The 26,420-nt window shown below is 74.0% G+C and carries 20 protein-coding genes; 13 read left to right on the top strand and 7 right to left on the bottom strand.

What is annotated here, in order from left to right:
• Positions 1–1,201, bottom strand: a 1,201-nt coding sequence (locus tag E1284_RS14465; RefSeq protein WP_243714480.1) for an MFS transporter, incomplete at its 3' end; no start/stop codon positions are given.
• A 66-nt stretch (positions 1,202–1,267) separates the two neighbouring features.
• On the opposite strand from E1284_RS14465, the gene E1284_RS14470 reads away from it, so the two are divergent.
• From E1284_RS14470 to bla, 3 genes are all read left to right on the top strand, one after another.
• Positions 1,268–2,293 carry a LacI family DNA-binding transcriptional regulator gene (locus E1284_RS14470; protein ID WP_131939589.1) on the top strand — a complete coding sequence of 342 codons (1,026 nt, stop codon included), beginning with the start codon at positions 1,268–1,270 and terminating at the stop codon, positions 2,291–2,293.
• Between the two features lie 7 nt (positions 2,294–2,300).
• Entirely contained in the window at positions 2,301–3,335 is a 1,035-nt protein-coding gene (locus tag E1284_RS14475; RefSeq protein ID WP_131939590.1) for a magnesium transporter CorA family protein, read from the top strand.
• Between the two features lie 108 nt (positions 3,336–3,443).
• A complete protein-coding gene (bla, locus tag E1284_RS14480; protein ID WP_131939591.1) occupies positions 3,444–4,433 on the top strand; it encodes a class A beta-lactamase in 990 nt (329 codons plus the stop codon).
• A gap of 70 nt (positions 4,434–4,503) precedes the next feature.
• Here the strand turns inward: bla and E1284_RS14485 are convergent, their stop codons facing one another.
• Entirely contained in the window at positions 4,504–6,153 is a 1,650-nt protein-coding gene (locus E1284_RS14485) for a penicillin-binding transpeptidase domain-containing protein (protein ID WP_131939592.1), read from the bottom strand.
• A gap of 113 nt (positions 6,154–6,266) precedes the next feature.
• On the opposite strand from E1284_RS14485, the gene E1284_RS14490 reads away from it, so the two are divergent.
• The 3 genes from E1284_RS14490 to E1284_RS41460 all read left to right on the top strand — a co-directional run bounded on the left by E1284_RS14490 (position 6,267) and on the right by E1284_RS41460 (position 11,093).
• Positions 6,267–7,229 (top strand): LysR family transcriptional regulator, encoded by a 963-nt coding sequence (locus E1284_RS14490; protein WP_131939593.1) that lies wholly within the window; start codon positions 6,267–6,269, stop codon positions 7,227–7,229.
• 50 nt (positions 7,230–7,279) lie between these two features.
• Positions 7,280–8,176: a serine hydrolase gene (locus E1284_RS14495; protein ID WP_131939594.1), complete on the top strand. Its 897-nt coding sequence runs from the start codon at positions 7,280–7,282 to the stop codon at positions 8,174–8,176.
• Positions 8,177–8,300: 124 nt separating this feature from the next.
• Positions 8,301–11,093 (top strand): AAA family ATPase, encoded by a 2,793-nt coding sequence (locus E1284_RS41460; protein ID WP_165965265.1) that lies wholly within the window; start codon positions 8,301–8,303, stop codon positions 11,091–11,093.
• Between the two features lie 49 nt (positions 11,094–11,142).
• Here E1284_RS41460 and E1284_RS14505 read toward each other — a convergent pair whose 3' ends face one another.
• Positions 11,143–12,429, bottom strand: coding sequence for an amidase (locus E1284_RS14505; protein WP_131939595.1), 1,287 nt, complete (start codon positions 12,427–12,429; stop codon positions 11,143–11,145).
• 544 nt (positions 12,430–12,973) lie between these two features.
• Between E1284_RS14505 and E1284_RS14510 the strand changes: the two genes are divergently transcribed.
• From E1284_RS14510 to E1284_RS14520, 3 genes are all read left to right on the top strand, one after another.
• Positions 12,974–15,331 (top strand): phosphoketolase family protein, encoded by a 2,358-nt coding sequence (locus E1284_RS14510; protein ID WP_165965266.1) that lies wholly within the window; start codon positions 12,974–12,976, stop codon positions 15,329–15,331.
• A gap of 70 nt (positions 15,332–15,401) precedes the next feature.
• Complete coding sequence (locus E1284_RS14515; RefSeq protein WP_131939596.1) at positions 15,402–16,460, top strand: acetate/propionate family kinase; 1,059 nt, start codon at positions 15,402–15,404, stop codon at positions 16,458–16,460.
• A gap of 300 nt (positions 16,461–16,760) precedes the next feature.
• Positions 16,761–18,269, top strand: a complete 1,509-nt coding sequence (locus E1284_RS14520) for a N,N-dimethylformamidase beta subunit family domain-containing protein (RefSeq protein WP_131939597.1) — start codon at positions 16,761–16,763, stop codon at positions 18,267–18,269.
• A 29-nt stretch (positions 18,270–18,298) separates the two neighbouring features.
• Here the strand turns inward: E1284_RS14520 and E1284_RS14525 are convergent, their stop codons facing one another.
• Positions 18,299–18,787, bottom strand: coding sequence for an Lrp/AsnC family transcriptional regulator (locus E1284_RS14525; RefSeq protein WP_243714481.1), 489 nt, complete (start codon positions 18,785–18,787; stop codon positions 18,299–18,301).
• A 103-nt stretch (positions 18,788–18,890) separates the two neighbouring features.
• On the opposite strand from E1284_RS14525, the gene E1284_RS14530 reads away from it, so the two are divergent.
• From E1284_RS14530 to E1284_RS14540, 3 genes are all read left to right on the top strand, one after another.
• A complete protein-coding gene (locus tag E1284_RS14530) occupies positions 18,891–22,409 on the top strand; it encodes an indolepyruvate ferredoxin oxidoreductase family protein (RefSeq protein ID WP_131939599.1) in 3,519 nt (1,172 codons plus the stop codon).
• A 61-nt stretch (positions 22,410–22,470) separates the two neighbouring features.
• Positions 22,471–23,730 (top strand): protein kinase domain-containing protein, encoded by a 1,260-nt coding sequence (locus tag E1284_RS14535; protein WP_131939600.1) that lies wholly within the window; start codon positions 22,471–22,473, stop codon positions 23,728–23,730.
• The gene (locus tag E1284_RS14540; RefSeq protein WP_131939601.1) at positions 23,727–24,293 is read left to right on the top strand and encodes a hypothetical protein; all 567 of its coding nucleotides are present in this window, start codon (positions 23,727–23,729) and stop codon (positions 24,291–24,293) included. The genes E1284_RS14535 and E1284_RS14540 overlap by 4 nt, the downstream gene beginning before the upstream one ends.
• Before the next feature lie 81 nt (positions 24,294–24,374).
• On the opposite strand, the gene E1284_RS14545 is transcribed toward E1284_RS14540, so the two are convergent.
• On the bottom strand, positions 24,375–24,728 hold the full coding sequence (locus E1284_RS14545) for an STAS domain-containing protein (protein WP_131939602.1): 354 nt from the start codon (positions 24,726–24,728) through the stop codon (positions 24,375–24,377).
• Between the two features lie 143 nt (positions 24,729–24,871).
• Here E1284_RS14545 and E1284_RS14550 point away from each other — a divergent pair, with 143 nt between their 5' ends.
• Positions 24,872–25,306, top strand: coding sequence for a MarR family winged helix-turn-helix transcriptional regulator (locus E1284_RS14550; protein WP_131939603.1), 435 nt, complete (start codon positions 24,872–24,874; stop codon positions 25,304–25,306).
• Here the strand turns inward: E1284_RS14550 and E1284_RS14555 are convergent.
• Both E1284_RS14555 and E1284_RS14560 read right to left on the bottom strand, forming a co-directional pair.
• Positions 25,303–25,536, bottom strand: coding sequence for a DUF3040 domain-containing protein (locus E1284_RS14555; RefSeq protein WP_131939604.1), 234 nt, complete (start codon positions 25,534–25,536; stop codon positions 25,303–25,305). The genes E1284_RS14550 and E1284_RS14555 overlap by 4 nt on opposite strands.
• 110 nt (positions 25,537–25,646) lie before the next feature.
• The gene (locus E1284_RS14560; RefSeq protein ID WP_131939605.1) at positions 25,647–26,345 is read right to left on the bottom strand and encodes a helix-turn-helix transcriptional regulator; all 699 of its coding nucleotides are present in this window, start codon (positions 26,343–26,345) and stop codon (positions 25,647–25,649) included.
• Between the last annotated feature and the right edge of the window lie 75 nt (positions 26,346–26,420).

Consider the following 26,420-nt stretch of genomic DNA (forward strand, 5'->3'; position numbering starts at 1 on the left):
GGTGGGTGATCGGGTGGAGGGTCCGGCCGCCCAGCAGGCACAGGGTCAGGGCTAGGACGCCGCCGACGCCGGCGCCGGCGAACGCGCCCGGGACGCCCGCCGCGTCCTGCCCGATCCCGGCGACGAACGAGCCGAGCGACCCGCCCGCGCCGACCGCGGCGACGACCCACGCGAACGCCTCGGTGACCGTCCCGGCCGGGGCGAGCCGGTCGACGAGCGCGAAGCTGCACGCCAGCACCGGGGCGAGGGACACCCCGGACACGAAGGCCAGCACCGACATGACGGGCAGGCCGGGCGCGAGGACGAGCGGGACGTAGCCGGCGGCGAGCGCGGCCAGCAGCCAGCGCAGCCGGCGGTGCGGCTCGCCCGCCCACGGCCGGGCGCCGTAGAAGATTCCGCCGGCGAGGGCGCCGGCCGCCATGCACGCCAGCAGCAGCCCGGACGCGAGGTCGCTGCCCTGCTCCTCGGCGTAGGCGACGACGGCGACGGCGTAGACGCCGAGCGCGATGCCGGCGCAGGCGAGCGACAGCAGCAGCACCCGCAGGCCCGGGGAGCGCAGCGGCCCGGCCCAATCGGCGGCACGCGGCTCGCTCCGCCACCGGCGGGACGGCCCGGAGGCCGCGACGACGAGCGTCCCGGCGATGCCGAGCGCGCCGGTGAGCAGCAGCGCGGCCTCGGTGTTCAGGGCCGCCGCGGCGACGACGAGCAGCGGCCCGGCGGTGAAGAGGATCTCCTGGGCGGCGGCGTCGAGCGCGTAGGCGGCGTCGACCTGCTCCTGATCGTCCAGGACGTCCGGCCAGAGCGCGCGCAGCCCGGCCTCCAGCGGCGGGGTCGCAAACCCGGCGAGGACCACGGCGGCGACGGCCACCGGCAGCGGGTGGGCGCCGACGGCGGCGAGCAGCGCGAAGCCCGCGGCGGAGGCGCAGGCGGCGGGCAGCAGGACCGGCGGCTGGCCGTAGCGGTCCATGACGCGGCCGAGGACGGGCTGCCCGGCGGCGGTCGCGAGGCCGAGGATCGCGGCGAGCGTCCCGGCGAGCGGGTAGCCGCCGTCGCCGGCGCGGACGTGCAGCACGACGGCGAGCATGCCCATCCCGTTGGGCAGCCGGCCGAGCAGCGTGCCGCCGAGCAGCCGCGCCGCGTGCGGCCTCCGCAGGAAGACGACGTAGCCGCGCATCCGATGGCCCCCGAAGATCCCCGTCATACGTAGTACTCGACCCGTCATACGTACCACTTCCGGAGGCTTCCGCTCTAGTCTGTTTTCGTCACAATGTCCGCCAGGGAGGTGCCGGTGCCGGCGATCAGCCGTCCCACCAGCAAGGACGTGGCCCAGGAGGCGGGGGTCTCGCAGTCCACGGTCTCCCTCGTGCTGGGCGGCAAGTGGAGCGGGCGCGTCTCCCCCGCGACGGCGCGCAGCGTGCGGGACGCGGCCGAGCGGCTCGGCTACCGGCCCAACCAGGCGGCCCGCAACCTGCGGCTCGGCACCACCCGGACCGTCCTGCTGATGGTCCCGACGCTGACCGCGCCGTTCTTCGGCCCCGTCTACACGGGCGCGGCGCGCGTCGCGGCGCGGCACGGCTTCGGCGTCGTCGTGTCCACCTGGCCGGACGACGCGCAGGGGCCCGCCGACAGCCCGTTCGGGTCGGACGAGGCCATCGACGGGATCCTCGCCTCCTCGCTGGCCCCGGACGCGCTCGCCCGGTTCCGCGGCACGCCCGCCGTGATGCTCGACAGCGGCCCGGACGGCGCCGTCCCGACCGTCGACTTCGGCGTCGCGGACGGCATGCGGGCGATCGCCCGGCACCTCGCCGGCCTCGGCCACCGCCGGTTCGGGCACGTGGCCGCCGCCGTCGACCAGTGGACGTTCCGCGCCCGCGCCGCGGCCCTCGCCACCGCCGTCGCGGCCCTGCCCGGCGGCGCCCTGGCCCGCGACTCCTGCGCGATCGACGTCGCGGCCGCGAAGGACGCCGCGGTGCGGCTGCTGTCGGCGCCGCACCCGCCGACCGTCCTGGTGTGCGATGACGACCTGATCGCGGCGGGCGCCTACAAGGCGGCGCGGGCGCTCGGCCTCGACGTCCCGTCCGAGCTGTCGGTCACCGGTTTCGACGACGTGCTGCTCGCCACCGCGCTGGAACCGGAGCTGACGACGGTCCGGCTGCCCGCCGAGGAGCTGGGCGCCCAGGGCATGACGGCGCTGCTGGACCTGCTCGCGGGCGGCCGGCCCGCCCCGCGCGTCCTGCCGGGAGAGCTCATCGTGCGCGACTCCACCGCCCCGCCCCGGAACAGGCGGGTATAAGGGTCGCATGGGATCCCATCCGTCCGAGTGCGACATCGACGAGCATCCGGAGAATCGCCTCGGCACGGCCCCGCCGCGCACGCGCGCCTGGCGCAACGGGAAGGTCGTGGCCGAGGGGTTCCCGGTGCCCGAGATCAGCGACTACCTGGAGCGTCCGGACACCGTCGTCTGGCTCGACCTGACCCGGCCGCGCCACGAGGACCTGCGCGTGGTCGGCGACGAGCTCGGCCTCGACCCCGTCGCCGTGGAGGACGCGGTGTCCCGGCACGAGCGGGCCAAGCTCGACCGCTACCGCGGGTACGCGTTCCTCAACGTCTACGTCCCGCACGTGGACGGCGGGGAGCTGACACTGCACGAGCTGTCGGCGTTCATCTCCGAGCGGACTCTCGTCACCGTCCGGCAGGACAACGGCATCGACATCGACGCCCTGGTGGGGCGCTGGGACCAGAGCCCGGACGCCGGCCTCGCCGAGCCGACGGCCGCGTTCCTGCTCTACGGGATGCTGGACCTCGTCATCGACCTGCAGCTCGCCGCCGTGCAGGCGTTCGACGACGAGGCCGACGCGGTCGAGGACCTGGTGTTCGGCGACGAGTTCCCGGTGAAGGAGATCCAGCGGCGCAGCTACCGGCTCCGCAAGAACCTCGCCAAGATGCGCCGGATCGCGCTGCCGATGCGGGAGGTGCTCAACACGCTGCTGCGCCGCGACCTCCAGCTCGTCCCGGCGCCGCTGGTCCCCTACTTCCAGGACGTCTACGACCACACGCTGCGCGTCGGCGAGTGGACGGACGCGCTGCGCGACCTCGTCGCCGACCTGCTCGACACGCGGCTGGCGCTGCAGAGCAACCGGATGAACGAGGTGATGAAGAAGGTCACGAGCTGGGCGGCGATCATCGCGGTGCCGACCGCCGTCACCGGGTTCTATGGGATGAACGTGCCCTATCCCGGCTTCTCCCGGCAGGCCGGCTTCATCGCCGCCGCGGTCATCATCGTGCTGTGCAGCACGGCGCTCTATGTGATCTTCAAGATCCGCGACTGGCTGTGACGCGGCGCGTAGGCGCAGGTCGCGGCGCACTCATAGCGGAATGGATATCGTGCGGGAACCCATATCAATATTGGACATCGGCTCCGTACCTCTGGTCTGCTCACCGGCATGACGAAACACGCTCCCGCCGTCCGGACGCTCGCCGCCGCCCTGGCCGTCTCCGCCGTGGCCGGCTGCGGTGCGGGCACCTCCCCGGACACCGCGACCGCGGCGCCGCAGGGCAACACCTCCCGGCTCACAACGTCCCAGAGCACGGCGTCCCAGAGCGCGGCACCGCAGAACGCGGCGGCGCAGGCCGAGGTGACGAAGCAGCTGACCCGCCTCGAACGCACCCGCCACGCGCGCATCGGCGCCTTCGCGATCGACACCGGCACCGGCCGCACCGTCTCGCACCGGGCGGACGAGACCTTCCCGTTCGCGTCCACGTTCAAGGCGATGGCGTGCGGCGCGGTCCTGCGGAAGGCGCGGCAGAGCGCCCCCGGGCTGCTCGACAAGGTGATCCGCTACACCGAAGCGGACCTCGTCGACTACTCCCCCGTGACCGAGAAGCACGTCGGGACCGGCATGACGGTCGCGGACCTGTGCCACGCCGCGATCACCCAGAGCGACAACACCGCGGGCAACCTCGTGCTGAGGCAGATCGGCGGCCCCGCCGGGCTCACCGCCTTCCTCCGCTCCCTCGGCGACCGGGTCAGCCGCAGCGACCGCTGGGAGACCGCCCTCAACGACTGGAGGCCGGGCGAGCGGCGCGACACGACCGCGCCGCGTCCGTGGGCGGACGATCTGCGCGCCCTCACCACCGGGAACGCGCTCGTCCCGGCCGACCGGGGGCGCCTCGTCGGCTGGCTGAAGGCCACCGTGACCGGGGACAAGCGCATCCGGGCCGGGCTGCCGAAGAGCTGGACGGTCGGCGACAAGACCGGCACCGGCGGCACCTACGGCACCGCCAACGACATCGCGATCGCCTACCCGAAGGCCGGTGCGCCGCTCATCATCGTGATCACCACGAACAAGCGGACCCCGGACGCCGAGGCCGACGACAAGGCCATCGCCCGCACCGCCGGCATCCTCGCCCGCGCCCTGCGCCCGGCCGGCTGACGCCCCGGCTCCCGCTGCGACGTCGCGGCCGCCGTCCGGAGGGGACGGCGGCCGCGCCGTCAAAGCCCTTTCACAGGCCCTTGAGGAACTTCGCGGCGATCGGCGCGGCGGCCTCCGCGCCGGTGCCGCCGCCCTCGACGATCACGGCGAAGGCGACGTCCTTGCGGTAGCCGATGAACCAGGCGTGGGTGGGCGGGTTCTCGCCCGAGCCGAACTCGGCGGTGCCGGTCTTGCCTGCGGTGCCGGCCGGGAAGCCGACGCCGGACGCGGTGCCCTCGCTGACCACGGCGGGCATCAGCGAGTGCAGGGCCTTCTCGACGGCGGGCTCCAGCTTCTTCGGCGCCTCCGGCTTGCGGCCCTTGGCGTCGGCGGCCTGCGCGGCCACGGCGGCCTCGACCAGGCGGGGCGACCGCCAGGTCCCGTCGGCCGCCGCGGCGGCGACGCCCGCCATGTTGAGCGGGCTGGTCAGCACCTTGCCCTGGCCGAAGGACGCGGACGCGAACGCCGTGTCGTCCTTGTTGGCGGGGAACGCGGCCCGGACCGCGGGGAGCCCGGCGATGATCGGGGCGTTGAACCCGAACTGCGCCGCGACCTGCGCGAGCCGCTCCTCACCCAGCTTGTCCACGGCGAGGCGCGCGAACGTGGTGTTGCAGGAGTGCGCGAACGCCTCGCGGAACGGGATCGTCCCGAAGTCCTCGTGCTGGTAGTTGTGGAACGACCGGCCGTTGACCGTGGTGGTCGCGGGGCAGCCGACCTTCGTGGCCGGCGACACGCCGTCCGCGACGAGGGCGGCGGCGGTGACGACCTTGAACGTGGAGCCGGGCGGGTACTGGCCCATCAGCGCCCGGTTGTAGCCGCCGGGCTTGTTCGCGACCGCGAGGATCTCCCCGGTGGACGGGCGCAGCGCCACCATCGACGCCGGCTTCCGCACACTCGCGAGGGCACTGCCCGCCGCGGCCTGCACCTTCGGGTCGATCGTCGTCCTCAGCGGCTCCCCGTCCGTGCCGCCGAACCGCTTGAGCGTCTTCACCGCGTTGTTCTCGGCGTCCACGATCTGGACGGTGAGGGCGGGCGTGCCGGCGAGGCGGCGCTCGTACTGCCGCTGCAGGCCGTCCGCGCCGATCAGGTCGCCCTTGCGGTACGGGGCGCCAAGCCGCTTCGCGTCCTCCTCGGACGCCGCGCCGACCGGCCCGGCGAGCTGCCGCGCGGAGCCGGACTCGGAGCCGCTCAGGTCGCTGCCGTCCGCCGCCAGGACGGACGCGCGGTCGGACCAGGCGCGGGCGGCGCGGAGCCGCTGCCCCTCCTCCAGCGCCGGGTGCACCACCTGCGGCGACCAGCGGACGAGCCACTCGCCGTCCTGCTTGATCAGCGGGAGCTGCCCCTCGTACGTCCACTTCCGGTCACCGGCGAGCGTCAGCTCGGCGGTGTAGGAACCGCCCGCCCTGTCGCCGTCCGGATCCCCCACCGAGGCGACCGTGTAGCGCTGGGCGGTGACGCCCAGCTCCTCGCGCATCTTGGTGAACCGCTGGTCGAAGTCGGCGGGCGGTCGGTCGGTGAGCAGCTTCATCGCGGCGAGGTCGCCGCCGCTCCAGGCCGCGAGGTACCGTTCCGCGGTGTCCCGCGGGTCCTCCCCGTCGCGCAGGAACCACACCGCTCCCGCCCCCACGATCAGCACCGCCACCGCGATCGCGGCGACGGTCAGCACCCGGGATCGGCGCATCGTCGAACTCCCTTCCCCCTGTCATGGAGGCACAAGAACATCAGGCGACGCCTGGAAAGTCCAAGATTGATATTGATGTCACAGGTATATCCGAATCGGTATCATGCCTGGTCGTGAACCTCGTGGGGCATCTGCGGTGCTTCGTGGTGGTGGCCGAGGAACTCCACTTCGGCCGCGCGGCGGAGCGGCTCGGCATGGCCCAGCCGCCGCTGAGCCAGCGGATCCAGCGGCTGGAGCGGGAGCTCGGCGTGCGGCTGTTCGACCGGTCCAGCCGGAAGGTGGAGCTGACCGCGCCCGGGAGGCTGCTGCTGGACGAGGCCCGTGACATCCTCGCCCGCGTGGAGCGCGTCTACTCCCTCGCCGAGCGGGCCCGGCTCGGCGCGGACGGCACGGTGCGCGCGGGCCTGCCGAGCGGCTTCGGCGGCCGGGTCGTCGCCGCGCTGATCGCCGCGTTCCGCGAGCGCCGCCCCGACCTGCGGCTCGACCTGCGCGAGACCGGCACGGCCGAGCAGATCCGGGCGCTCGCCGAGGGCACGCTGGACGCCGGGGTGGTGCGGCACCCGTGCGACTCCCGCGGGCTGGAGCTCGGCCCGATGCTCGGCCGGCGGCTCGGCGTGCTGCTGCCCGCCGGCGCGGACCTCGCCGCGTCCCCGGAGGTGCATCTCGCCGACCTCACCGGCCGCGACCTCGTCACGCCCGCGCGCGAGGAGGCGCCCGGAGCCCACGACGACCTCCTCGCCTCCTGCCGCCGCCACGGGTACGCGCCCGCCGCCGTCCACGAGGCGCGGCACCCGGAGTTCGCGCTCGGGCTCGTCCTCGCGGGGACGGCGGTGGCGCTGGTCCCGCGCGGAGAGGACGTGCCCGGCACGGCATGGCGGCCGCTGGTCGGCGAGCCGCTGGCCTGGCGGACGTCGTGCGCGTGGCGGCGGACCCGCGACCCCGGCCACGCCCGCGCGATCGCCGACTTCACCGCCGCCGCGACCGCAGTGCTGCGCCGCGAGGCCCGGATGGAGCCGCTGGACGCCGCCCCCGCGCGCCGCGTCGTGCCGCGCCCGTCCTCGGGGTTCCTGGCATGAGCGAAGCGAACCGGGGGGCGTGGGGGGTCGACCCCCCACAGAAGACGGGCATGAGCGGCGCGGAGCGGGGGGTCGTCGGGCGGATCGAGGCGGAGTTCCGGGCCGCCGGGGTGACGGGATTCCTGCACGTCGCCGACATGGACACCGGGCGGGAGGTCGCCGTCCGCGCGGGCGAGCCGGTCGTGCTCGCGTCGGTGTTCAAGGTGCCGCTGCTGGTCGCCTTCCACCGGCGGGCCGCCGCCGGGCTGCTCGACCCGGCCGAGCAGGTCACGCTGGCGCCGGGCGACCGCACCGCCGGGCCGACCGGGGTGTCCGCGCTGCTGGACGAGGTGCGCATGTCGCTGCGCGACCTCACCTGCCTGATGATCACGGTGAGCGACAACGCCGCCGCCGACGCCGTCCTCGACCGGGTCGGCCGGGACGCGGTGAACGCGGCGGCCGCCGACCTCGGACTGCGCGCGACGGTCGTCGAGGTCAACGGCCGCGAGCTGCACGAGTCCCTGCTCGCGGACGCCGGCGCCGCCACCTTCGCGGACGTGTGGGCGCGGCTGGACGAGCCCGGCGTCCTCGGCCGGCTGCGCGCTCTCGACCCGGCCCGCACCAGCCGCAGCACGCCGCGCGACATGACCCGGCTGCTGTCGATGATCTGGCGGGACGAGGCCGCGCCGCCGGACCACTGCGCGGCGATGCGGCGGCTGCTCGGCCTGCAGGTGTGGCCGCACCGGCTGTCGTCCGGCTTCCCCTACGACGACGTCGTCGTCAGCGGCAAGACCGGCACGCTGCCGACCGTCCGCAACGAGGTCGGCGCGGTCGAGTACCCCGACGGCGCCCGCTACGCCGTGGCGGTGTTCACCCGGTCGACGCTGCCCATCGCCGTCCTGCCGCGGGCCGACGCCGTGATCGGCACGGCGGCGCGGCTGGCCGTGGAGTCCCTGCGCCGCGGGTGAGCACCGCGGCACGAACACGAAAATGTGTCGCATCCGGTGCCGCGGATCGAGTGGGCCATACGGCAGCAGTCCATTGGAAAACATAGGCTGTACCCCTGCTTTAACCGTTCTTGAGGGGTGTTCTTTGCGGCTGCCGGACCATCTGGGGCTACTGCTCACCGACGAGCCGGTGCTCGACGTCTACTCGCACGGCCCGTGGCGTGTCCCGGACGGGCTGTTCGAGGAGATCTCGGCGCGGATCGACGGGCTGGCGGCCGATCCGCGGGCCGCGGAGCTCACGACCGACGAGCACAAGCTGCTGACGCTGCCGGCGTCGCTCGTCACCGCGGAGATCTTCGGCATGCTGGCGTTCCTGCCCGGCGGCGGCGCGATCAAGGCGGGCTCCTGGTCGCAGCTGCCGGAGCGGCTGCTGCACCGGCACCTGGTCAACCCGGGGCCGCTCAGCACCCGGATGACCCGCTGGGACGCCCCGGGAGGCCGCTGGCGGCCGCCGGTGGACTGGCTGATCGAGGCTCCCGACCGGGGCCTGGCGATCGAGCTGGCCCGCGACTGCCTGGCGGCGCTGGAGGGCATCGAGCCGCTGGAGGAGCGCCGCAAGGCGCTGCTGCGGCTCTACGACGACCCGCCGGAGTGCGAGATCGGCCTGCCGAAGGCGGAGCTGCGCGAGCACTGGCACGCGCACGCCGGCGACGACATCGTCGCGGCGGTGCCCGAGCTGCTCGGCCCGGTCGGCTACCTGGAGTGGGTGTGCGCGGGGCTGCTCGCGGCCTACGAGCATCTGACGGACGTGGCGCCGCGCGACGAGACCGTCGAGGTCCACCTGCTCCAGCTGCTGCTGCAGGGCAGCATGGAGCACGTCCCGGCGGAGCTGGCGGTCGCGCTGGGCGAGGACCGCTACGGCGAGCTGCAGCAGCGGTTCGCGGCCGAGCGCCGCGGGTTCAAGGCGGGCGCGTGGCAGGAGCGGACGCGGGCGTGGCTGGTCCGGGCGCTGGTCGCGGGGGCGGCGGACGCCTGCCGGGGCTGGCTCGACATGGCGATGCGGTTCATCGCGACCGTGCAGGGGCTGCCCGGCGACCCGTGGTTCCCGAAGGCGGAGTGGATCCCGGTCGGCCAGTTCCAGACCGACCTGCGGCGCCTGTACGCGCCGCGCCGCCGCGTCGTGAACCCGCTGACCGAGACGCTGCACCGGGCGCCCGCGGCGGACGGCACCTCCGCAGCGGCCGGGGCCGCCGGGCGGGCCGTCCGGCCGGAGCTCGCGACCTCGCTGGTCGGGCAGCCGGAGGTCACCGCGGCGCTGGCGGAGCTGACCGGCGGCGGCGAGCCGGTCCGGCTGCTGCTGGCCGGGCCGGACGGCACCGGCAAGCGCGACGCGGCGCAGGAGCTCGGGAAGGCGCTCGCGTTCGGCCGCGACCCGCACTGGGTCACCGACAACCTGTACACCGGGCAGCGGCTGCCGGACGCCGTCGCCCGGCTGCACGCCGACGCCCGCGACTGCGCCGGCGACCGGCTGCTCGTCATCGAGGGCCTGGACGGGATCGTCACCGACCCCGGCAACGGGGAGGCGCTCGCCGCCGAGCTGCACCGGCTCCTCGCCGTCCACCCCGACCTGAACCTGGTGGCGCTGTGCGACACGGGCGGGGAGGAGCGGATCCGCGAGATCAACCCCGTCCTGCCGCAGCTGTTCCGGATCGCGCGGACGCGGCCGTTCACCGCGGACGGGCACGCCGAGCTGTTCCGCCGGGCGCTGGCCGCCCGCGGCGCGCGCGGCACCCGGCAGGCGGTCGCGGCGGCGGGCGCGCTGCTGGCGGCGACGCCGCCGATGCAGACGCTCCGCAACGCGCGGCTCGCCCCGTACCTGGCGGACCAGGTCACGGCCGCGGCCCGCGCGCGGCAGGGGGCGGCCGACGCCGAACTCCTCGTCCGCAAGCAGGACGTCCCGGGCACCCTGGACATCTCCCGGGCGGCCGGGAACCCCCTCGCCGAACTGCGCGACCTGACCGGCCTGGAGACCGTCAAGCACGAGATCGCGCTGCTCGTCGCCGGGACGCACGCGGCGCGGCTGCGCAGCGAGAACGGGCTGAAGATCACCCCGCCGACCCGGCACATGGTGTTCACCGGCAACCCGGGCACCGGCAAGACGATGGTGGCGCGGCTGCTCGGCCGCATCTACAAGCGGCTGGGCGTGCTGTCGTCCGGGCATCTGGTCGAGGCGTCCCGCGCCCACCTCGTCGGCGAGTACATCGGGCAGACGGCGCCGCGCACCCGCCGGCTGGTCGAGCGGGCGATCGGCGGCGTCCTGTTCATCGACGAGGCGTACACGCTGACGCAGTCGCCGCTGAAGGGCGACTACGGGCACGAGGCGATCGCCGAGCTGGTCAAGCTGATGGAGGACCACCGCGACGACCTGGTGGTGGTCGTCGCCGGCTACCAGCAGGAGATGGCCGAGTTCCTCGCCGCCAACCCCGGGCTGGACTCGCGGTTCCCCAAGCAGATCCACTTCCCCGACTACACCGACGACGAGCTGATCACCGTGTTCGGGCAGCTCGCCGCCGCGGACGGGTTCGAGCTCGCGCCCGGCACCGACGAGGTGCTGGCGACGATGCTGCGCCGCGCGCCCCGCGGACCGTCCTTCGGCAACGGCCGGCTCATGCGCAACATGCTGGACGTCGCCGTCGCCAACCAGGCCGACCGGGTCGCGTCCGCGGCCGTGACGGCGCAGCGGGAGCAGGCCGGGAACGAGGCTGGGAAGGCCGGGGCCGGGAAGGCCGGGCGGGAGAAGGCGGTCCGCGCAGCGGCCGGGCAGGGCGGGGAGCCGCCGGTGCAGGCGCCCACGCGGCAGGAGCTGGTGACGATCACCGCCGAGGACCTGCCCCCGCTGCTGGAGCACCCCGAAGAGTTCTTCGGCCTCTACCTCTGAGGCGCGAGCACCTCTGAGGCGCGAGTACCTCTGCGGCGCGAGGCGCCCTTTACGCGGTGAGCCGTTCGGCGGCGTCGAACAGGATGCGCTCCGCGCCGCGCCGGGTGACGAGCTGCGCGCCGACCGGGAGGCCGCCGACCGTCCCGGCGGGGACGCTCAGCGCGGGCAGCCCGAGCACGTTCCACGGCGAGGTGAGGCTGACCAGCAGCGCGGTCAGCGGCCCGAACTCGTTCTCCGTCGCGCCGATCTCCGGTGCGGTGATCGGCATCGTGGGCATCGCCAGGTAGTCGTAGCGGTCGAGCAGCGCGGCGATCTCGCGGGCGTACCGGTCCCGCTCGCGCAGGGCCCGGACGAGCCGCCAGCCGGGCATGCGCCCCGACTCCTCCAGCCGTCCGAGCGTGGCCGGCAGGTACAGGCCGGGCGCGTCCGCGATCCGTTCGGCGTGCACGTCGTAGGCCTCGCTGAACTCGATCGCGATGAACACCTCCCGCAGCCCGGCGAAGTCGAGCGGCTCGGCCGGCGCGTCCGGGAACAGGGCCCGGACGGTCCGCACCACCTCGGGGTCGGCGGCGGGCGGCTCGATCCAGGCGGCGCGGCCGTGGCGCGCGGCCTCGTCCGCGGCGGGCCCGGTGTCCCCGGACGGGGCGGCCAGCACGCGGTAGGCGGTCAGGCAGTCGGCGGCCGAGCCGGCCAGGACGCCCACATGGTCCAGCGAGCGCGACAGCGGGAACACGCCGTCGGCGGGGACGGCGCCGTGCGCCGGCTTGAACCCGGCCACCCCGCAGAACGCGGACGGGATGCGCACCGACCCGCCGGTGTCGGTGCCGAGGGCGAGCGGCACCGTGCCGGCGGCGACGGCGGCCGCGCTGCCGCTGCTGGAGCCGCCCGCCATGCGCGACCGGTCGTGCGGGTTGCGGACCGGGCCGCTCGCCGACACGTCGCCGGTGGCGCCGAACGCGAACTCCTGCGTGCCCGTCTTGCCGACGATCACGGCGCCGGCGTCCCGCAGTCGCCGCACGCAGGCCGCGTCCTCCTCGGCCAGGTGGCCGTCGAAGTGCGCCGACCCCATGCCGGTCCGGAAGCCGGCGACGTCGATGATGTCCTTCACCGCGACGGGGATGCCGTGCAGCGGGCCCAGGTCGACGCCGCGCGCCCGCTCCTTGTCCGCCAACCGGGCGTTCTCCTGGGCGAGTTCGGGGTCGAGGTCCACGAAGGCGTTCAGTTCGGGGTCGGCCGACTCCAGAACCCTGGTGACGAGATCCTGCGCCGTCTGCTCGCCGTCGCGCAGGGCCCGTCCGAGGTCCGCCAGCGTCCGTCCGGTGAAGAACCCGCCCATACCGCCTCCTACCTGATCAGCCGTCCCGCTCTCCCTAGCACATCGGGCCCCGCGCGAGACAGGCCGGGCGTCCCGTTCATGGCTTTCCGTCCTTGATCGGTCACTCTGTGCGAGCCATTCGTCGCAGCCGTCCTACCGCCGGACGACTGCACGCCCATCGCGGTGAACCTACGCGCGGGTAGGCGGCAGGCTTCAACACGCCCAGAGGAGACGCTCCCACCGGTTCGCTGGGGGGCGGGGCGGAGCCCGCGCCCGGGATCCGCCTCTGTAACCGGCGGCGTCCACCCTGTTGTGTCGGCGCCTCCGGGTGCCGGGCGCCGAACGCGCCCCGGCCCCGGAGGCCCCGGGCGCCTCTGGTTTCCGGGGCTTTGGGCTGTTGAGTCCCGGCCTTGGGTTCTGCGCCCGTTCTGGAAACTCTCTGTTGTGGGGACTTTGGGCCCTGGGTGCGTCCCGGCCCGTGTGATGGGCTCTGCGTGACGGTTGACCGCGCCGATGGTGGGGACGTGATCTCCCTGAGGCGGGACCGACAGCGGAGGGACGCGCAATGGCCGAGCCCATGATGTCCGATGACGAGGTACGGGCGATCGATGCCTACTGGAGAGCCGCCAACTACCTCTCCGTGGGTCAGATCTACCTGCTCGCGAACCCGCTGCTGCGCGAGCCGCTCGGGCGCCGGCACATCAAGCCGCGGCTGCTCGGGCACTGGGGCACCTCGCCCGGCCTGAACTTCTGCTACGCGCACCTGAACCGGGCGATCAAGGCGCGGGACCTCGACATGATCTACATCATGGGGCCGGGGCACGGCGGGCCGGCGGCGGTCGCGAACGCGTGGCTGGAGGGCACCTACAGCGAGGTGTACCCGCACGTCTCGCAGGACGCCGAGGGCATGCGGCGGCTGTTCCACCAGTTCTCGTTCCCCGGCGGCATCCCGTCCCATGTGGCGCCGGAGACGCCGGGCTCCATCCACGAGGGAGGCGAGCTGGGGTATTCGCTGGCGCACGCGTTCGGGGCGGCGTTCGACAACCCGGACCTCGTCGTCGCGTGCATCATCGGGGACGGCGAGGCGGAGACCGGGCCGCTCGCGGCGAGCTGGCATTCGAACAAGTTCCTCGACCCGGTGAAGGACGGCGCCGTCCTGCCGATCCTGCACCTCAACGGCTACAAGATCGCGAACCCGACGGTGCTGGCGCGGATCCCGGAGGAGGAACTCGTCCAGCTGCTGGACGGGTACGGGTACCGGCCGCTCCTGGTGAGCGGGGACGAGCCCGCGTCCATGCACCGGAAGATGGACGCCGCGCTCGGCCAGGCCCTGGACGAGATCGCCGGGATCCAGCGCGACGCGCGGGCGGGGCGGACGTCGGAGCGGCGGCGCTGGCCGATGATCGTCCTGCGGTCGCCGAAGGGCTGGACGGGGCCGAAGGAGGTGGACGGGCTGCCCGTCGAGAACACGTGGCGCTCCCACCAGGTCCCGCTGGCCGGCGTGCGCGACGACCCCGCGCATCTCGCGCAGCTCGAGGAATGGCTGCGCTCCTACCGTCCGGACGAGTTGTTCGACGCCGACGGCCGCCCCGTCGAAGCGGTGCGGGCGCTCGCACCCGAGGGCGAGCGGCGGATGAGCGCCAACCCGCACGCGAACGGCGGCCTGCTGCTGAAGCCGCTCGCGCTGCCCGATTTCCGGGACTACGCCGTGCCCGTCGACAAGCCCGGCACGACGCTCACCGAACCCACCCGGACACTGGGGTCGTTCCTGCGCGATGTCGTGAAGGCCAACCCGACCAGCTTCCGCATCATGGGCGCGGACGAGACGGCGTCCAACCGGCTCGGTGACGTGTTCGAGGCGACCGAGCGGGTCTTCGAAGGCGAGATCCTCCCGACCGACGAGCATCAGGCGCCGTCCGGGCAGGTCATGGAGGTGCTGAGCGAGCACCTGTGCCAAGGCTGGCTGGAGGGCTACCTCCTCACCGGACGGCACGGGCTGTTCAACAGCTACGAGGCGTTCGTGCACATCGTCGACGCCATGTTCAACCAGCACGCGAAATGGCTGAAGGTGACCCGGCACCTGCCGTGGCGGCGGCCCATCGCGTCGCTGAACTACCTGCTGTCGTCGCACGTGTGGCGGCAGGACCACAACGGCTTCACCCACCAGGACCCCGGCTTCCTCGACGTCGTCCTGAACAAGAAGCCGGAGATCGTCCGGGTGTACCTGCCGCCGGACGCGAACACGCTGCTGTCCGTCGGCGACCATTGCCTGCGGTCCCGCGACTACGTCAACGTGATCGTGGCCGGGAAGCAGCCGGCGCTGAACTGGCTGCCGATGGACGCGGCGATCGCGCACTGCACGCGCGGCATCGGCATCTGGGAGTGGGCCTCGACCGACGGCGGCGAGGACCCCGATGTCGTCATGGCCTGCGCGGGCGACATCCCGACGCTGGAGACGCTCGCCGCGGTGGACCTGCTGCGGCGGCTGTTCCCCGAACTGCGCGTCCGGGTCGTGAACGTCGTCGACCTGATGCGGCTCCAGCCGTCCAGCGAGCACCCGCACGGCCTCGCCGACCGCGAGTACGACACCCTGTTCACCACCGACAAGCCCGTGATCTTCGCCTTCCACGGCTACCCCTACCTGATTCACCGGCTCACGTACCGCCGCGCCGGGCACGCCCACCTGCATGTCCGCGGCTACAAGGAAGAGGGGACCACCACCACGCCGTTCGACATGGTCATGCTGAACGACCTCGACCGCTACCACCTGGTGATGGACGTCATCGACCGCGTCCCGTCCCTCGGCGGGCGCGTCGCCCACATCCGCCAGCGGATGTCCGACCAACGCCTGGCCATGCGCGCCCACACCCGCGAACACGGCGAAGACGCCCCCGAAGTCCGCGACTGGACCTGGCCCTACTAGTGGGAGGGGCCGTACTGGTGAAGGGGGCCGCCCCGGTGATGCCGGCGGTACCGGCGAGGGGGGCGCACTGATGCGCGTGCTCACGGTCAACCCCGGGTCGAGCAGCCTGAAGGTGAGCCTGCTCGACCCGGACGACACCGTCCTCGCGGAGGACTCCGGCGCCGGCCACGAGATGGCCGGCGTGGTCGCGACCATGCCGCCTCCGGACGCGATCGGCATCCGGTTCGTCCACGGCGGCACCGATTACACCGCACCCGTCCGCATCGACGCCGGGGTCACCGAGCGGCTGCACGAGCTCGCCGACCTGGCCCCGCTGCACCAGCCGGCGTCGCTGCACGCGCTCGCGGAGATCACCGCGGCGCTGCCCGGCGTCCCGGCCGTGGCCTGCTTCGACACCGCGTTCCACGCGACGCTGCCGTCCGCCGCCGCGACCTACGCGCTCCCGCCGGAGTGGCGGGAGCGCTTCGGCCTGCGCCGCTACGGCTTCCACGGCCTGTCGTTCTCCTACGCCACCCGGCGGGTGGGAGAGATGCTCGGTTCGACCCCGGCCCGGACGGTCATCTGCCACCTCGGTGCCGGGGCGTCCCTGTGCGCCGTCGCCGACGGGCGCTCGATCGACACGACGATGGGGTTCACGCCCCTCGAAGGGCTGGTCATGGCGTCCCGGGCGGGCAGCATCGACCCCGGCATCCCGCTGTGGCTGATCAAGCACGGCCTCGACGCGGGCGAGGTCAACCGGGCCCTCGAACGCGACTCCGGGCTGCGCGGCCTCACCGGCACCGGTGACATGCGCCGCATCCGCGAACTGGCCGAGGCGCGCGACGCGCCCGCGCTCGCCGCCCTCGACGTCTACCACCACCGCCTCCGCGCCTGCGCCGCCGCGATGACCGCGTCCCTCGGCGGCCTGGACGCCCTGGTGTTCACGGGCGGCGTCGGCGAGCACGACCCGTCCGTGCGCATGCGGCTCGCCGAGGACCTCTCCTACCTGGGCGTCTCCATCGACCCCGGCCGCAACGACGAGGTGGACGGCGACACCGACATCACCGCCCCGGACGCCACCGTCCGCACCCTGGTGATAGCCGCCCGCGAAGACCTCGAGATAGCCGCCGGCGTGCGCGCCTGTCTCTGACCGCGTGCACCTGGCCAACGCGGCCGACTACCGGGGCACCGACGGGAGACGGCCCTGAGCGGGAGCCGCCTCGTCGACAGCGCCTACACGGTCGCCGTGGCGGTGGAGAAGTCACTCCGGCCGTGACGGCGGCCGCCGGTTCGGCGCCGCCGTCCGTCACGGGCCCTGCGACCCGCCGGCACCGGGTCCTTGCCCGGCCGCGACGAGGCGCTGTTTGGTCCGACTTGGCGAAAAGTTGCGGTTCTCGCCCAGCGGGGCGGGAATCACCTGCGTCGGCCGTCGATCATCCGGGGGGACGTCGTGGGCAGGCGTGTGTTCGGCGTCGTGGCCTTGCTGGGCCTGGTGCCCCTCGCGGGTGCCTGCTCGCCGGGGTTCGGCGGGCGCGGGAAGGGGCGGCCGGACGCGGCGGCGACCGCGGCCGCCGGGAAGAGCGAGAACGAGCAGCCGGGCACGGCGGACTGGCGGGTCCGGCGCAAGGGCGCCGAGCACGAGATCGAGGGGTACGCCGACAAGGTGAGCGTGCTGCCGGGGCAGGCTTTCCGGCTGCTGGTCTCCACGACGACGTCCGGCTTCACCGCCGAGGCGTTCCGCATGGGCTGGTACGGGGGTGCGCAGGCCCGCCGGGTGTGGCGGTCGGAGCGCGTGCCCGGTACCAGGCAGGCCGCCGCGAGCATCGACAAGGCGACCCGCACCGTGTCGGCGGTGTGGCGGCCGTCGCTGACCGTTCCCACGGCCGGCTGGCCCGAGGGCGGCTACCTGATCAGGCTGACCGCCGCGTCGGGCGCCCAGCGGTACGTGCCGATCACCGTCCGGTCGCCCCGCGCCGAGGGCCGCGTGGTCGTGCTGAACGCGACCACCACGTGGCAGGCCTACAACATGTGGGGCGGCCACGACCTCTACAAGGGCCCGTCCGGCGGGCTGCCGGACCGCTCGACGGCCGTCAGCTTCGACCGCCCCTACGACGGGAACGGCGCGGGCAAGTTCCTCAGCTACGAGCAGCCCGCGGTCGCGCTGGCCGAGAAGCTCGGCCTGCCGCTGGCGTACGCGACCGACAACGACCTGCACGCCGACCCGCACCTGCTGGACGGCGCCCGCGGCCTGCTCACGCTGGGGCACGACGAGTACTGGTCGGCCACCATGCGGCAGCGCGCGACCCAGGCCCGCGACCGAGGCGTCAACATCGCCTTTCTCGGAGCGAATGCCGTGAATCGCCATATCCGCTTCGGCTCCACGCCGCTGGGGGCGAACCGCCTGGTCGTCTGCTACAAGGACGCGGACCTCGACCCCATGTCGAAGCAGAACCCGGCCGAGTCGACGCAGGACTGGCGGCTCTCGCCGGTGCCGCGCCCGGAGAGCGACATCATCGGCATCCAGTACTTCTGCTTCCCGGCCGAGGGCGCGTTCACGATCCATCAGCCCGATTTCTGGATGTTCCGGGGGACGGGCGTCCGGAAGGGCACGAAGTTCCCCGGCGTCATCGGCCCGGAGGCCGACGCCCTCAACCGCGACGGCCCCACGCCGCCCGGCCTGGAGATCGTCGCGCACTCGCCGATCACCTGCGGGAACCGGGCGGCCGTCGCGGACGCGTCCTACTACACCGCCGAGAGCGGCGCGGGTGTGTTCGCCACCGGCACGATGCGCTGGGTCTGCTCGATGCGCGGGCCGGCCTGCGGGCACGGCGTCACCGAGGCCGGACGGCGGTTCGTCACCCAGGTGAGCACGACGCTCTTCACGGCCATGGCCGCCGGGCCGCTCGGGCGGACCCACCCCTCCCGGCCGAACTCCAAGGAACTCGTCTCCGCTCCTTGAACCCCAGCGCTCCTGGAGCGCTCTTGCACTCACCGCTCCTTGAGCCGGGCGCGGCGTTCCTCGTCCTCCAGGAGGGGGCCGATGCGGAACGGGACCTGGTGGGTCAGGACGATCGACGTCGTGCTGCGGCGGACGCCGGGGCAGGCGAGGATCGAGTCGATGACCTCGTGCAGCTGCTTGCCGTTCGGGGCCACCGCGCGGACGAGGAGGTCGCCCTGGCCGGTGATGCCGAGGACCTCCAGGACGCGCGGGATCGCCGACAGCGCCGCGGCGGCCTCGCGCAGGCGGCCCTGGGCGACTTCGAGGGTGACGAAGGCGGTCAGCTCGAAGCCGATCGCGCCGAGGTCGACCTCCCGGCCGCGGTGCCCGATGACGCCCTCGCGTTCGAGCCGCTCCACGCGCGCGTGCGCGGTGTTGCGGGCGATGCCGAGCTTGGCGGCCAGTTCCGTGATGCCGATGCGGGGCTGCTCCACGAGGCGGCGCAGGATCTGCAGGTCGAGGAGAGTGGCGCTCGTCACAATGCTCAGCTCCGATGAGTAAGTGTGGTCCGATTTGAGCAATCTGCTCAAGTATCGTCCCACCATCTTGCACACCGCTCAGGTCGGGGGGCTCAATGCAAGCATGAGCACCACCGTTACTTCCTCTCCGCTCCGCGACCGGCTGGAGCTGGAGCGCGGCCGGATCGCGATCGGCGGCGTGCACGCGCTCGTCCGGCTGCTGCTCGACCAGCGGCGGTCGGACGCCCGGCGCGGCTGGACGACGGCCGGGTTCGTGTCCGGCTACCGGGGGTCGCCGCTCGGCGGGCTCGACCAGCAGCTGATGCGGGACGCGAAGCTGCTCGAGGGCAACGACATCCGGTTCATCCCGGGCGTGAACGAGGAGCTGGCGGCGACGGCGGTCTACGGGTCGCAGCTCGCCGAGCACCTGCCTGGGCCGCGGTACGAGGGCGTCTTCGGGCTCTGGTACGGCAAGGCGCCCGGCGTCGACCGGTCGCTGGACGCGTTCAAGCACGGGAACTGGCTCGGCACGTCCGCGCGCGGCGGGGTGCTCGCGGTCGTGGGCGACGACCCGTCCGCGAAGTCGTCCACGCTGCCGTCGGCGACGGAGGGCGCGCTCGCGGAGGCGTTCATGCCGGTGCTGGTGCCCGCGTCGGTGGGCGACGTGCTGCGGCTGGGACGGCACGGGTTCGAGATGTCCCGGTTCAGTGGTGCCTGGACCGGTTTCAAGGTCGTGACGGACGTCGCCGACTCGCACGAGATCGTGGCGGCGGAGCCGGTGCCCGACCCGGTGATCCCGGACTTCAGGTGGCGGGGGCGTCCGTGGAAGCCGACGCGCAAGCCCGGCGTCGACTTGAAGGGCACGACGGCCATCGAGACCGAGGTCCTGCAGGGTCGGCTGCAGGCGGCGACGGCGTACGCCGCGGCCAACGGGCTCGACCGGATCGAGGGTGCGGCCGCGGACGCGACCGTCGGGCTCGTCGCGGCCGGGCGCACCTACATTGAGCTGCGCGAAGCCCTCGACCGGATCGGCCTGGACGAGGACGCGCTGGCGCGGCGGGGTGTGCGGCTGCTGCGGCTCGCCCTGATCTATCCGCTGGACGCCGACCGGATCCGCGGGTTCGCGAAGGGCCTCCGCGAGATCGTCGTGGTGGAGGAGAAGCGCGCGTTCATCGAGACGCAGATCCGGGACGTCCTGTACGACCAGGCGGAGCGTCCGGCCGTGTACGGGAAGAACGGGCCCGATGGCGCCGGGCTCGTCCCGGCCGACGGCGGGCTGGACGCCGACCGGGTCGTCAAGGCGCTCGCCCGGTTCATCGCCGACCGCGTCGGCGCGGAGCACGTCGACCTCCGCGACCCGGCGCTGACGCCCCGCAAGCCGCAGATCGACCTGCTGGCGCCGGCGCGCACCCCGTACTTCTGCTCGGGCTGCCCGCACAACCGGTCGACGGTCGTCCCGGACGGGTCGATCGCGGCGAGCGGCATCGGCTGCCACGTGATGACGGTCTTCCAGGACCGCAGCATCGGCACGACGCAGATGGGCGGCGAGGGCGCCATGTGGGTCGGCGCGGCGCCGTTCAGCGACACCGGGCACATGTTCCAGAACCTCGGCGACGGGACGTTCTTCCACTCCGGCAGCCTCGCCGTCCGGCAGGCCGTCGCCGCCGGCACCGACATCACCTTCAAGATCCTCTACAACGCGGCGGTCGCGATGACCGGCGGGCAGGACGCCGACGGCGGCTCCGACCCGGCCGCGATCACCCGGATGCTGCACGCCGAGGGCGTCGCGAAGATCACCGTGGTGGCGGACGACCCGTCCCGCTACCCGCGCGGGACCGACTGGGCGCCCGGCGTCCGGGTCCGGCACCGCGACGACCTCGACGCCGTCCAGCGGGAGCTGCGCGAGATCCCCGGCGTGACCGTGCTGCTGTACGACCAGGCGTGCGCGGCGGAGTCGCGGCGCAAGCGCAAGCGCGGCCTCGCCCCCGACCCGCAGGTCCGCGTGCTGATCAACGAAGCGGTCTGCGAGGGGTGCGGCGACTGCGGCGTGAAGTCGAACTGCCTCAGCGTCGAACCGGTCGAGACCGAGTTCGGGCGCAAGACGCAGATCAACCAGACGTCCTGCAACAAGGACTACTCGTGCGTGGACGGCGACTGCCCCTCGTTCCTCACCGTGGTCCCCGGCGAGAAGAAGGCGCGGCCGTCGCTGCCGGAGATCGGTGAGCTGGCCGAGCCCGAGACCCGTCCCGAGTCGGCGGACGTCCTGCTCGTGGGCATCGGCGGAACCGGCGTCGTGACCGTCAACCAGGTCCTCGCCACGGCCGCGCTCGTCGACGGCCTGCACGCCCGCGCGCTCGACCAGACCGGGCTGAGCCAGAAGGCCGGCGCGGTCGTGTCGCACCTGCGGATCGGGGACGCCGAGCGGGACCGCCCCGGCATGGTCGGCGCGGGCGGCGCCGACGCCTACCTGGTGTTCGACGCGCTCGCCGGGACGTCCGAGCCGAACCTGCGCCGCTGCGCGCCCGGCCGGACCGCCGCGGTCGTGTCGACCAGCGAGGTCCCCACCGGGCGGATGATCACCGACACGGCGGCGGCGCTGCCGCCGAGCGCGGCGCTCGTCCGGCGGATCGCCGACCGGACGCGGCCGGAGGGCCTCGTCGCGCTCGACGCCCTCGCGCTCGCCGAGCGCTGGTTCGGGAGCACGACCACCGCGAACTTCGTCGTGGTCGGCGCCGCCTACCAGTCGGGCCTGCTGCCGCTGTCGGCGAAGGCGATCGAGGAGGCGCTCGCGCTGAACGGCGTCCAGGTCGCGGCGAACGTGCAGGCGTTCCGGGCGGGGCGGCGGCTCGTCCTGGAACCGGGCTGGGCGGCCGAGCCGGCCGCGACCGCCGCCGCCGCCGCTCCGCGTCCGCTGGACGCGACCGCGCCGGCCGCGATGCGCCTGGTCGATGCGTCCGGAGCGGACGGGGAACTGGCCCGCGTGCTGCGGATCCGCGTCCCCGACCTCGCCGCCTACCAGGACCTCGCGCTCGCCGAGCGGTACCTGGACGCGGTCATGCGCGTCGCGCGCGCCGAGCGGGCGGCGGGGGCGGACGGGCAGCGGCTCGCGGTCGCCGTCGCGCGCAACCTCTACAAGCTGATGGCGTACAAGGACGAGTACGAGGTCGCCCGCCTCCACCTCGACCCCGAGCTCGCCCGCCGCGTCGAGGAGCAGTTCGGGCCCGGCTCGACCGTCCGGTACATGCTGCACCCGCCGCTGCTGCGGGCGCTGGGGCTCGGCAAGAAGGTCGCGCTCGGCCGGACGGCCCGCCCGGCGTTCCACGCGCTGCGCGCCATGCGGCGGCTGCGCGGCACCCCGCTCGACCCGTTCGGCGCCACCGCGCAGCGCCGCGCCGAGCGCCGCCTCGTCACCGGCTACGTCGCCGTCCTGAACGAGCTGGTCGCGGGCCTGGACGCGGGCCTCACGGCGGACCGGCACGATCTCGCCGTCCGGATCGCGGAGCTGCCCGACATGATCCGCGGCTACGAGGAGGTGAAGACCGCGAACGTCGCCCGCTACGAGGAGGGCCTCCGCGAGCTGCTCGCCGCGTGGCGCGCCGCCGCCGGGTCGAACCCGGTGCGCGGGGCGGCGCGTACCTCCTGACACGCCGGGGACCACGCCCGGCACGGAGCACGGCGAGGGTGGGCGTCCAGTGGAATCGGGCTTGCGGCTGACCGAGCGCTACCGGCTCGTGGAGCGCCTCGACGGCGGCGGGACGATGGAGGTCTGGCGCGCCCGGGACGAGCTGCTCGACCGCGCCGTCGCGGTCAAGCTGCTGACGCCCGCGCGCGCCGGCCTGCACCCCGCCTTCCAGCAGGGGGTCAACCGCGCCGCCGGACTCTCCCACCCCGTGCTGGAGACGATCTTCGACAGCGACCAGACCCGGGACGCGTCCGGACGGCTGACGTCCTACCTGGTCACCGAGTTCCTCGACGGCACGACCCTCGCGGACCGGCTGCGCCGCGGCCCGCTCACCGCCTACGAGACCGCCGAGGTGTGCGGCCGGGTCGCCTCCGCGCTGGACCTCGCGCACACGGCCGGCGTGGCGCACGGCGACCTGAGGCCCGGCAAGGTCGTGCTCCTCCCGGACGAGGTCAGGCTCGTCGACACCGGCATCGGCGGGATCGTCCGCAGCGCCCGGGGGCCGGAGGCGGCGGCGCCGACGACCGAGCCCGGGGCGACCGCCGACATCCGGGCACTGGGCGCGCTCATCTCCGCCTGCGTCACCCCCGGCGCGTCCGAGGAGCTGTCGGCGCTCGTCGCCCGCTGCCTGAGCCGGGAACCGCCGTCCGCCCGGCAGATCGCCGGCCTCCTCACCCGCGAGGACGACGCCCCGCCGAACCACTTCTTCACCGCCCCAGCGCACCTCGCCGCACCCCGCCGGACGAAGGCCCCGGGCCCGCCGTCACGACGGTCCGACGCTCTGCACTCGCCGCCCCGGCCGACGAAGGCCCTGCGCCCGCCGTCGCGGCGGCCTGCCGCCCGGCGCGTTCGGCCGGCCGTGCTCGCTCTGGCCGTCGTGGTGCCGGTCTCGGCGGCCGCCGCGATCCTGGCCTCGGCACCGCGCGCGCCGGTTCCCGTCGCGACGCCCGTCCCGGATGCGTCCGCGCCGTCCGCGACGGCGGCGCCGGGCCGGCCGCCCGCCGTCGAGCCGGCCGGCACGCGGGTGCGGGGCGCGCTCGGCCGGCTGCGCCCGATCGTCAGCCGCGGCTACGCCTCCGGCGAGATCCGCCCCGACGTCGCCATCGACCTGAACAACGTGATCACCAACCTGGAGAACGACCTCACCGCCGACCGCAACGTGGACGTCGGCGGCCGCGTCGCCCAGCTGCACGACAAGATCGACACGCGGCGGCGCGAACAGGCCCTCACTCCCGACCTCGCGGACGAGCTGAACCGCGTCCTCGCGACCATCCGGGCATGACCGCCGGCCAGCAGCCCGGACGGTGGCGGCGGGAGGAGATCCGCCACTCCCGGCGGGGCCTCCGCATCCCGTGGCTCGCGCTCGCGGGGGTCGCCGCCACGATCGCCGCCGCGGCCACCCTCATCATCGGAATCGGCGACACCCTCTCCAGCCGGGACCGCTCCCCCGGCCGCCTCCTGCCGCTCCAGGCGGCGTCCCCGTCCCCGCCGGCCACCGCCGACCCGGACCCGCCGAGCACCGAACCGGCCACGGATCCCGTCCCGGAGACGCCCGAGACCTCCGCGCCGCCCGAGACGCGCATCCACGACGCGCTGCTGCGGCTCCGCTCCGCGGTCTACCAGGGCGTCGCCGACGGGGACGTCCGCGACGACGTCGGCCTCGACCTCACCAACGTGATCGAGGGCATGCTGCGGCGGCAGTGGTCCCCGCTCGACCGCCGCCGCGCCGACGTCGCCTACCTCCGGCACAAGATCTCGACCCGCACCCGCGAGGGCGCCATCAGCGGCGGCCGCGCCGAGAAGCTGCGCCTCATCCTCGACGACGCGACCACCACCGGCGGCTAGACGCAGCCCTCGAACTGCGGCACCCCGATGATCGACAGGTCCAGGCCGGTGCCGCCGCGGCGGAGCCCGATGCGCGACGGATCAGCGCAGCGCGGCGAGGGCCTCCGCCCGGTCGGTCGTCGTGGGGATCGCGCGGTTCAGCCCGGTGACCTGGATGACGCGGTTCACCGGCCCGCTCGGCGGCGAGAGCAGGCCGACCCGGATGCCGAGGGCCTTGGCGCGGATGCAGGCGCGGAAGATGGCGTCCACCCCGCAGGCGGCGCAGAAGCGCGTCCCCGACAGGTCCAGGACCAGGCCCCGGGGGCTCGTGTTGAGCAGCCAGAGCAGCTGGGTGCGGATCCTCTCGTCGTTCAGGAGATCGACCTCGGCGGGAAAGGTCACGATGTCGCAGTCGTCCGCCTGGTAGACGTGCAGCACCGATGATGTCGGTCGCATCGCGTTCTCACCCCATCTCACTCGTCCCCTAATTTATCGTGACACGATACATTTGTCACGCTCCGGCGCCCCACCTGCCCGGATACCGCCGGTGAAGTAGCATCGAGGCGTCACAGGACGGACTTCCATGCCCATGGACGGGGGTGCGCGTGCAGGAACTCAGCCAGGAGGAGTTCACCGCCCTGCTCGCGTTCCGGACGGGGCTGCGCCGCTATCTGCGCTGGAGCGAGCAGGCGGTGCGCGCGGCGGGGCTGACGCCGGCGCAGCACCAGCTCCTCCTCGCCGTCAAGGGCCATGACGCCGAGCGTCCGCCCACGGTCGGCGAGCTCGCGGAGTACCTGCTGCTGCGCCACCACAGCACGGTCGAGCTGATCAACCGGGCGGAGCACGCCGGTCTCGTCGGCCGCGAGCGCGACCCCGACGACAACCGGGTGATGCGGGTGCGGCTGACCGCGGCGGCCGACCGCGTCCTCGCCGAGCTGACCCGGGTGCACCTCGCGGAGCTGCGCAGCCTCGCGCCGATCCTGGACCGCCTGAGCGCCGAGCTGAAGACCCTGGAGGACCAGCCGGACCGCTAGCCCGCGACGACGGCGGCGATCGCGCCGAGCGCGATGATCGACACGATCAGTACCGCCGTGAGGACCCAGCACAGCCTCCGGCTCGGTCCCAGATGCTCCCGGCGCGGCGGCGTCTCGGCCGCCGTCAGGCGGTTGAACACGGCGAACCGGGCCGCGAGCTCCCGGTCCTCGCGGCACAGCCCCATCTCGATGAGCGCGAGAACACGGCTCTCGTGCAACGGCAGGCTCATCGTTCCTCCAGCCTGGTCGACTTCGGCTACAGCGACGCTCCTTAGTGACTTACCGGGAGAAGCAAGATCTATCGCCCGGGTCCATCGCCACCCGCCTCAAACCGGGCGGATCACTCGTCGCGCGGGCCGAACTCGACGCAGCAGTACCCCGAATGCGGGGCGAGTTCCGCCCGCACGCTGGAGGCGCCCAGGCCGTCCACCACGCCGGACAGGAACGCGTGGTTCACCCCGCACACCAGGCCGGGATCGTCCCCGGCCATGGGGTGGAAGGGGCAGTTGCGCAGCCGCAGCCGCTTCGGGCCGTCCCGCTCGGGTTCGAACCCGTACCGCTCCAGGAGCTCGGCCGCGCACGTCAGCGCGCGCTCCGCGCCGAGCCGGCCGCCCCGCACGGGACGGCTCTCCGCCGCGCCGAGCGCGCGCCCCCGCTCCCCGGCGGCCCGGAACGCCGCCTCCTGCCCGCTCTCCCCCGGCTCCTGGTCGCGGACGGCGTCCAGCAGGATGCTCGCGAGGAGCCCGTGCTCGCGCTGCGGGATGCTGACCCGCACGTCCACACCCGACGGCTCGTACACCTTCGGCGCCCGCCCCACCCGCCGGACGCCCGCCGGGTTGGCGTAGCGGGCGGACAGCAGCCCCGCGTCCACGAGCTTGTCGAGGTGGAACGCGGCCAGCTTCCGGGAGATGCCGACGCTCGCCGCCGCCTCGTCCCGGGTCACCGGCGCGTTCGCAGCGCGGATGAACGCGTACATCCGGCGCCGCAGGTCGTCGCTGAGAATCGCGGCGGCCTCCAGTCCGATGGAGTCCGAAGTCACGCCCCCACCCTAACCCGCGATCGCCATAACGCCCAAAAAACCGCTCGAAACCGGACGACACCCCGGCCGACCACG

The organism is Actinomadura bangladeshensis, assembly GCF_004348335.1.
GTDB classification, from domain to species: domain Bacteria; phylum Actinomycetota; class Actinomycetes; order Streptosporangiales; family Streptosporangiaceae; genus Spirillospora; species Spirillospora bangladeshensis.

Excerpts from the sequence above, each read along its gene's own strand:
- E1284_RS14540 (WP_131939601.1), top strand. The coding sequence starts at position 23,727 with ATGACCGCCGGCCAGCAGCCCGGACGGTGGCGGCGGGAGGAGATCCGC.
- E1284_RS14495 (WP_131939594.1), top strand. The coding sequence starts at position 7,280 with ATGAGCGGCGCGGAGCGGGGGGTCGTCGGGCGGATCGAGGCGGAGTTC.
- E1284_RS14510 (WP_165965266.1), top strand. The coding sequence starts at position 12,974 with ATGGCCGAGCCCATGATGTCCGATGACGAGGTACGGGCGATCGATGCC.
- E1284_RS14475 (WP_131939590.1), top strand. The coding sequence starts at position 2,301 with ATGGGATCCCATCCGTCCGAGTGCGACATCGACGAGCATCCGGAGAAT.
- E1284_RS14530 (WP_131939599.1), top strand. The coding sequence starts at position 18,891 with ATGAGCACCACCGTTACTTCCTCTCCGCTCCGCGACCGGCTGGAGCTG.
- E1284_RS14505 (WP_131939595.1), bottom strand. The coding sequence starts at position 12,429 with ATGGGCGGGTTCTTCACCGGACGGACGCTGGCGGACCTCGGACGGGCC.
- E1284_RS14485 (WP_131939592.1), bottom strand. The coding sequence starts at position 6,153 with ATGCGCCGATCCCGGGTGCTGACCGTCGCCGCGATCGCGGTGGCGGTG.
- bla (WP_131939591.1), top strand. The coding sequence starts at position 3,444 with ATGACGAAACACGCTCCCGCCGTCCGGACGCTCGCCGCCGCCCTGGCC.
- E1284_RS14545 (WP_131939602.1), bottom strand. The coding sequence starts at position 24,728 with ATGCGACCGACATCATCGGTGCTGCACGTCTACCAGGCGGACGACTGC.
- E1284_RS14555 (WP_131939604.1), bottom strand. The coding sequence starts at position 25,536 with ATGAGCCTGCCGTTGCACGAGAGCCGTGTTCTCGCGCTCATCGAGATG.
- E1284_RS14470 (WP_131939589.1), top strand. The coding sequence starts at position 1,268 with ATGTCCGCCAGGGAGGTGCCGGTGCCGGCGATCAGCCGTCCCACCAGC.
- E1284_RS14515 (WP_131939596.1), top strand. The coding sequence starts at position 15,402 with ATGCGCGTGCTCACGGTCAACCCCGGGTCGAGCAGCCTGAAGGTGAGC.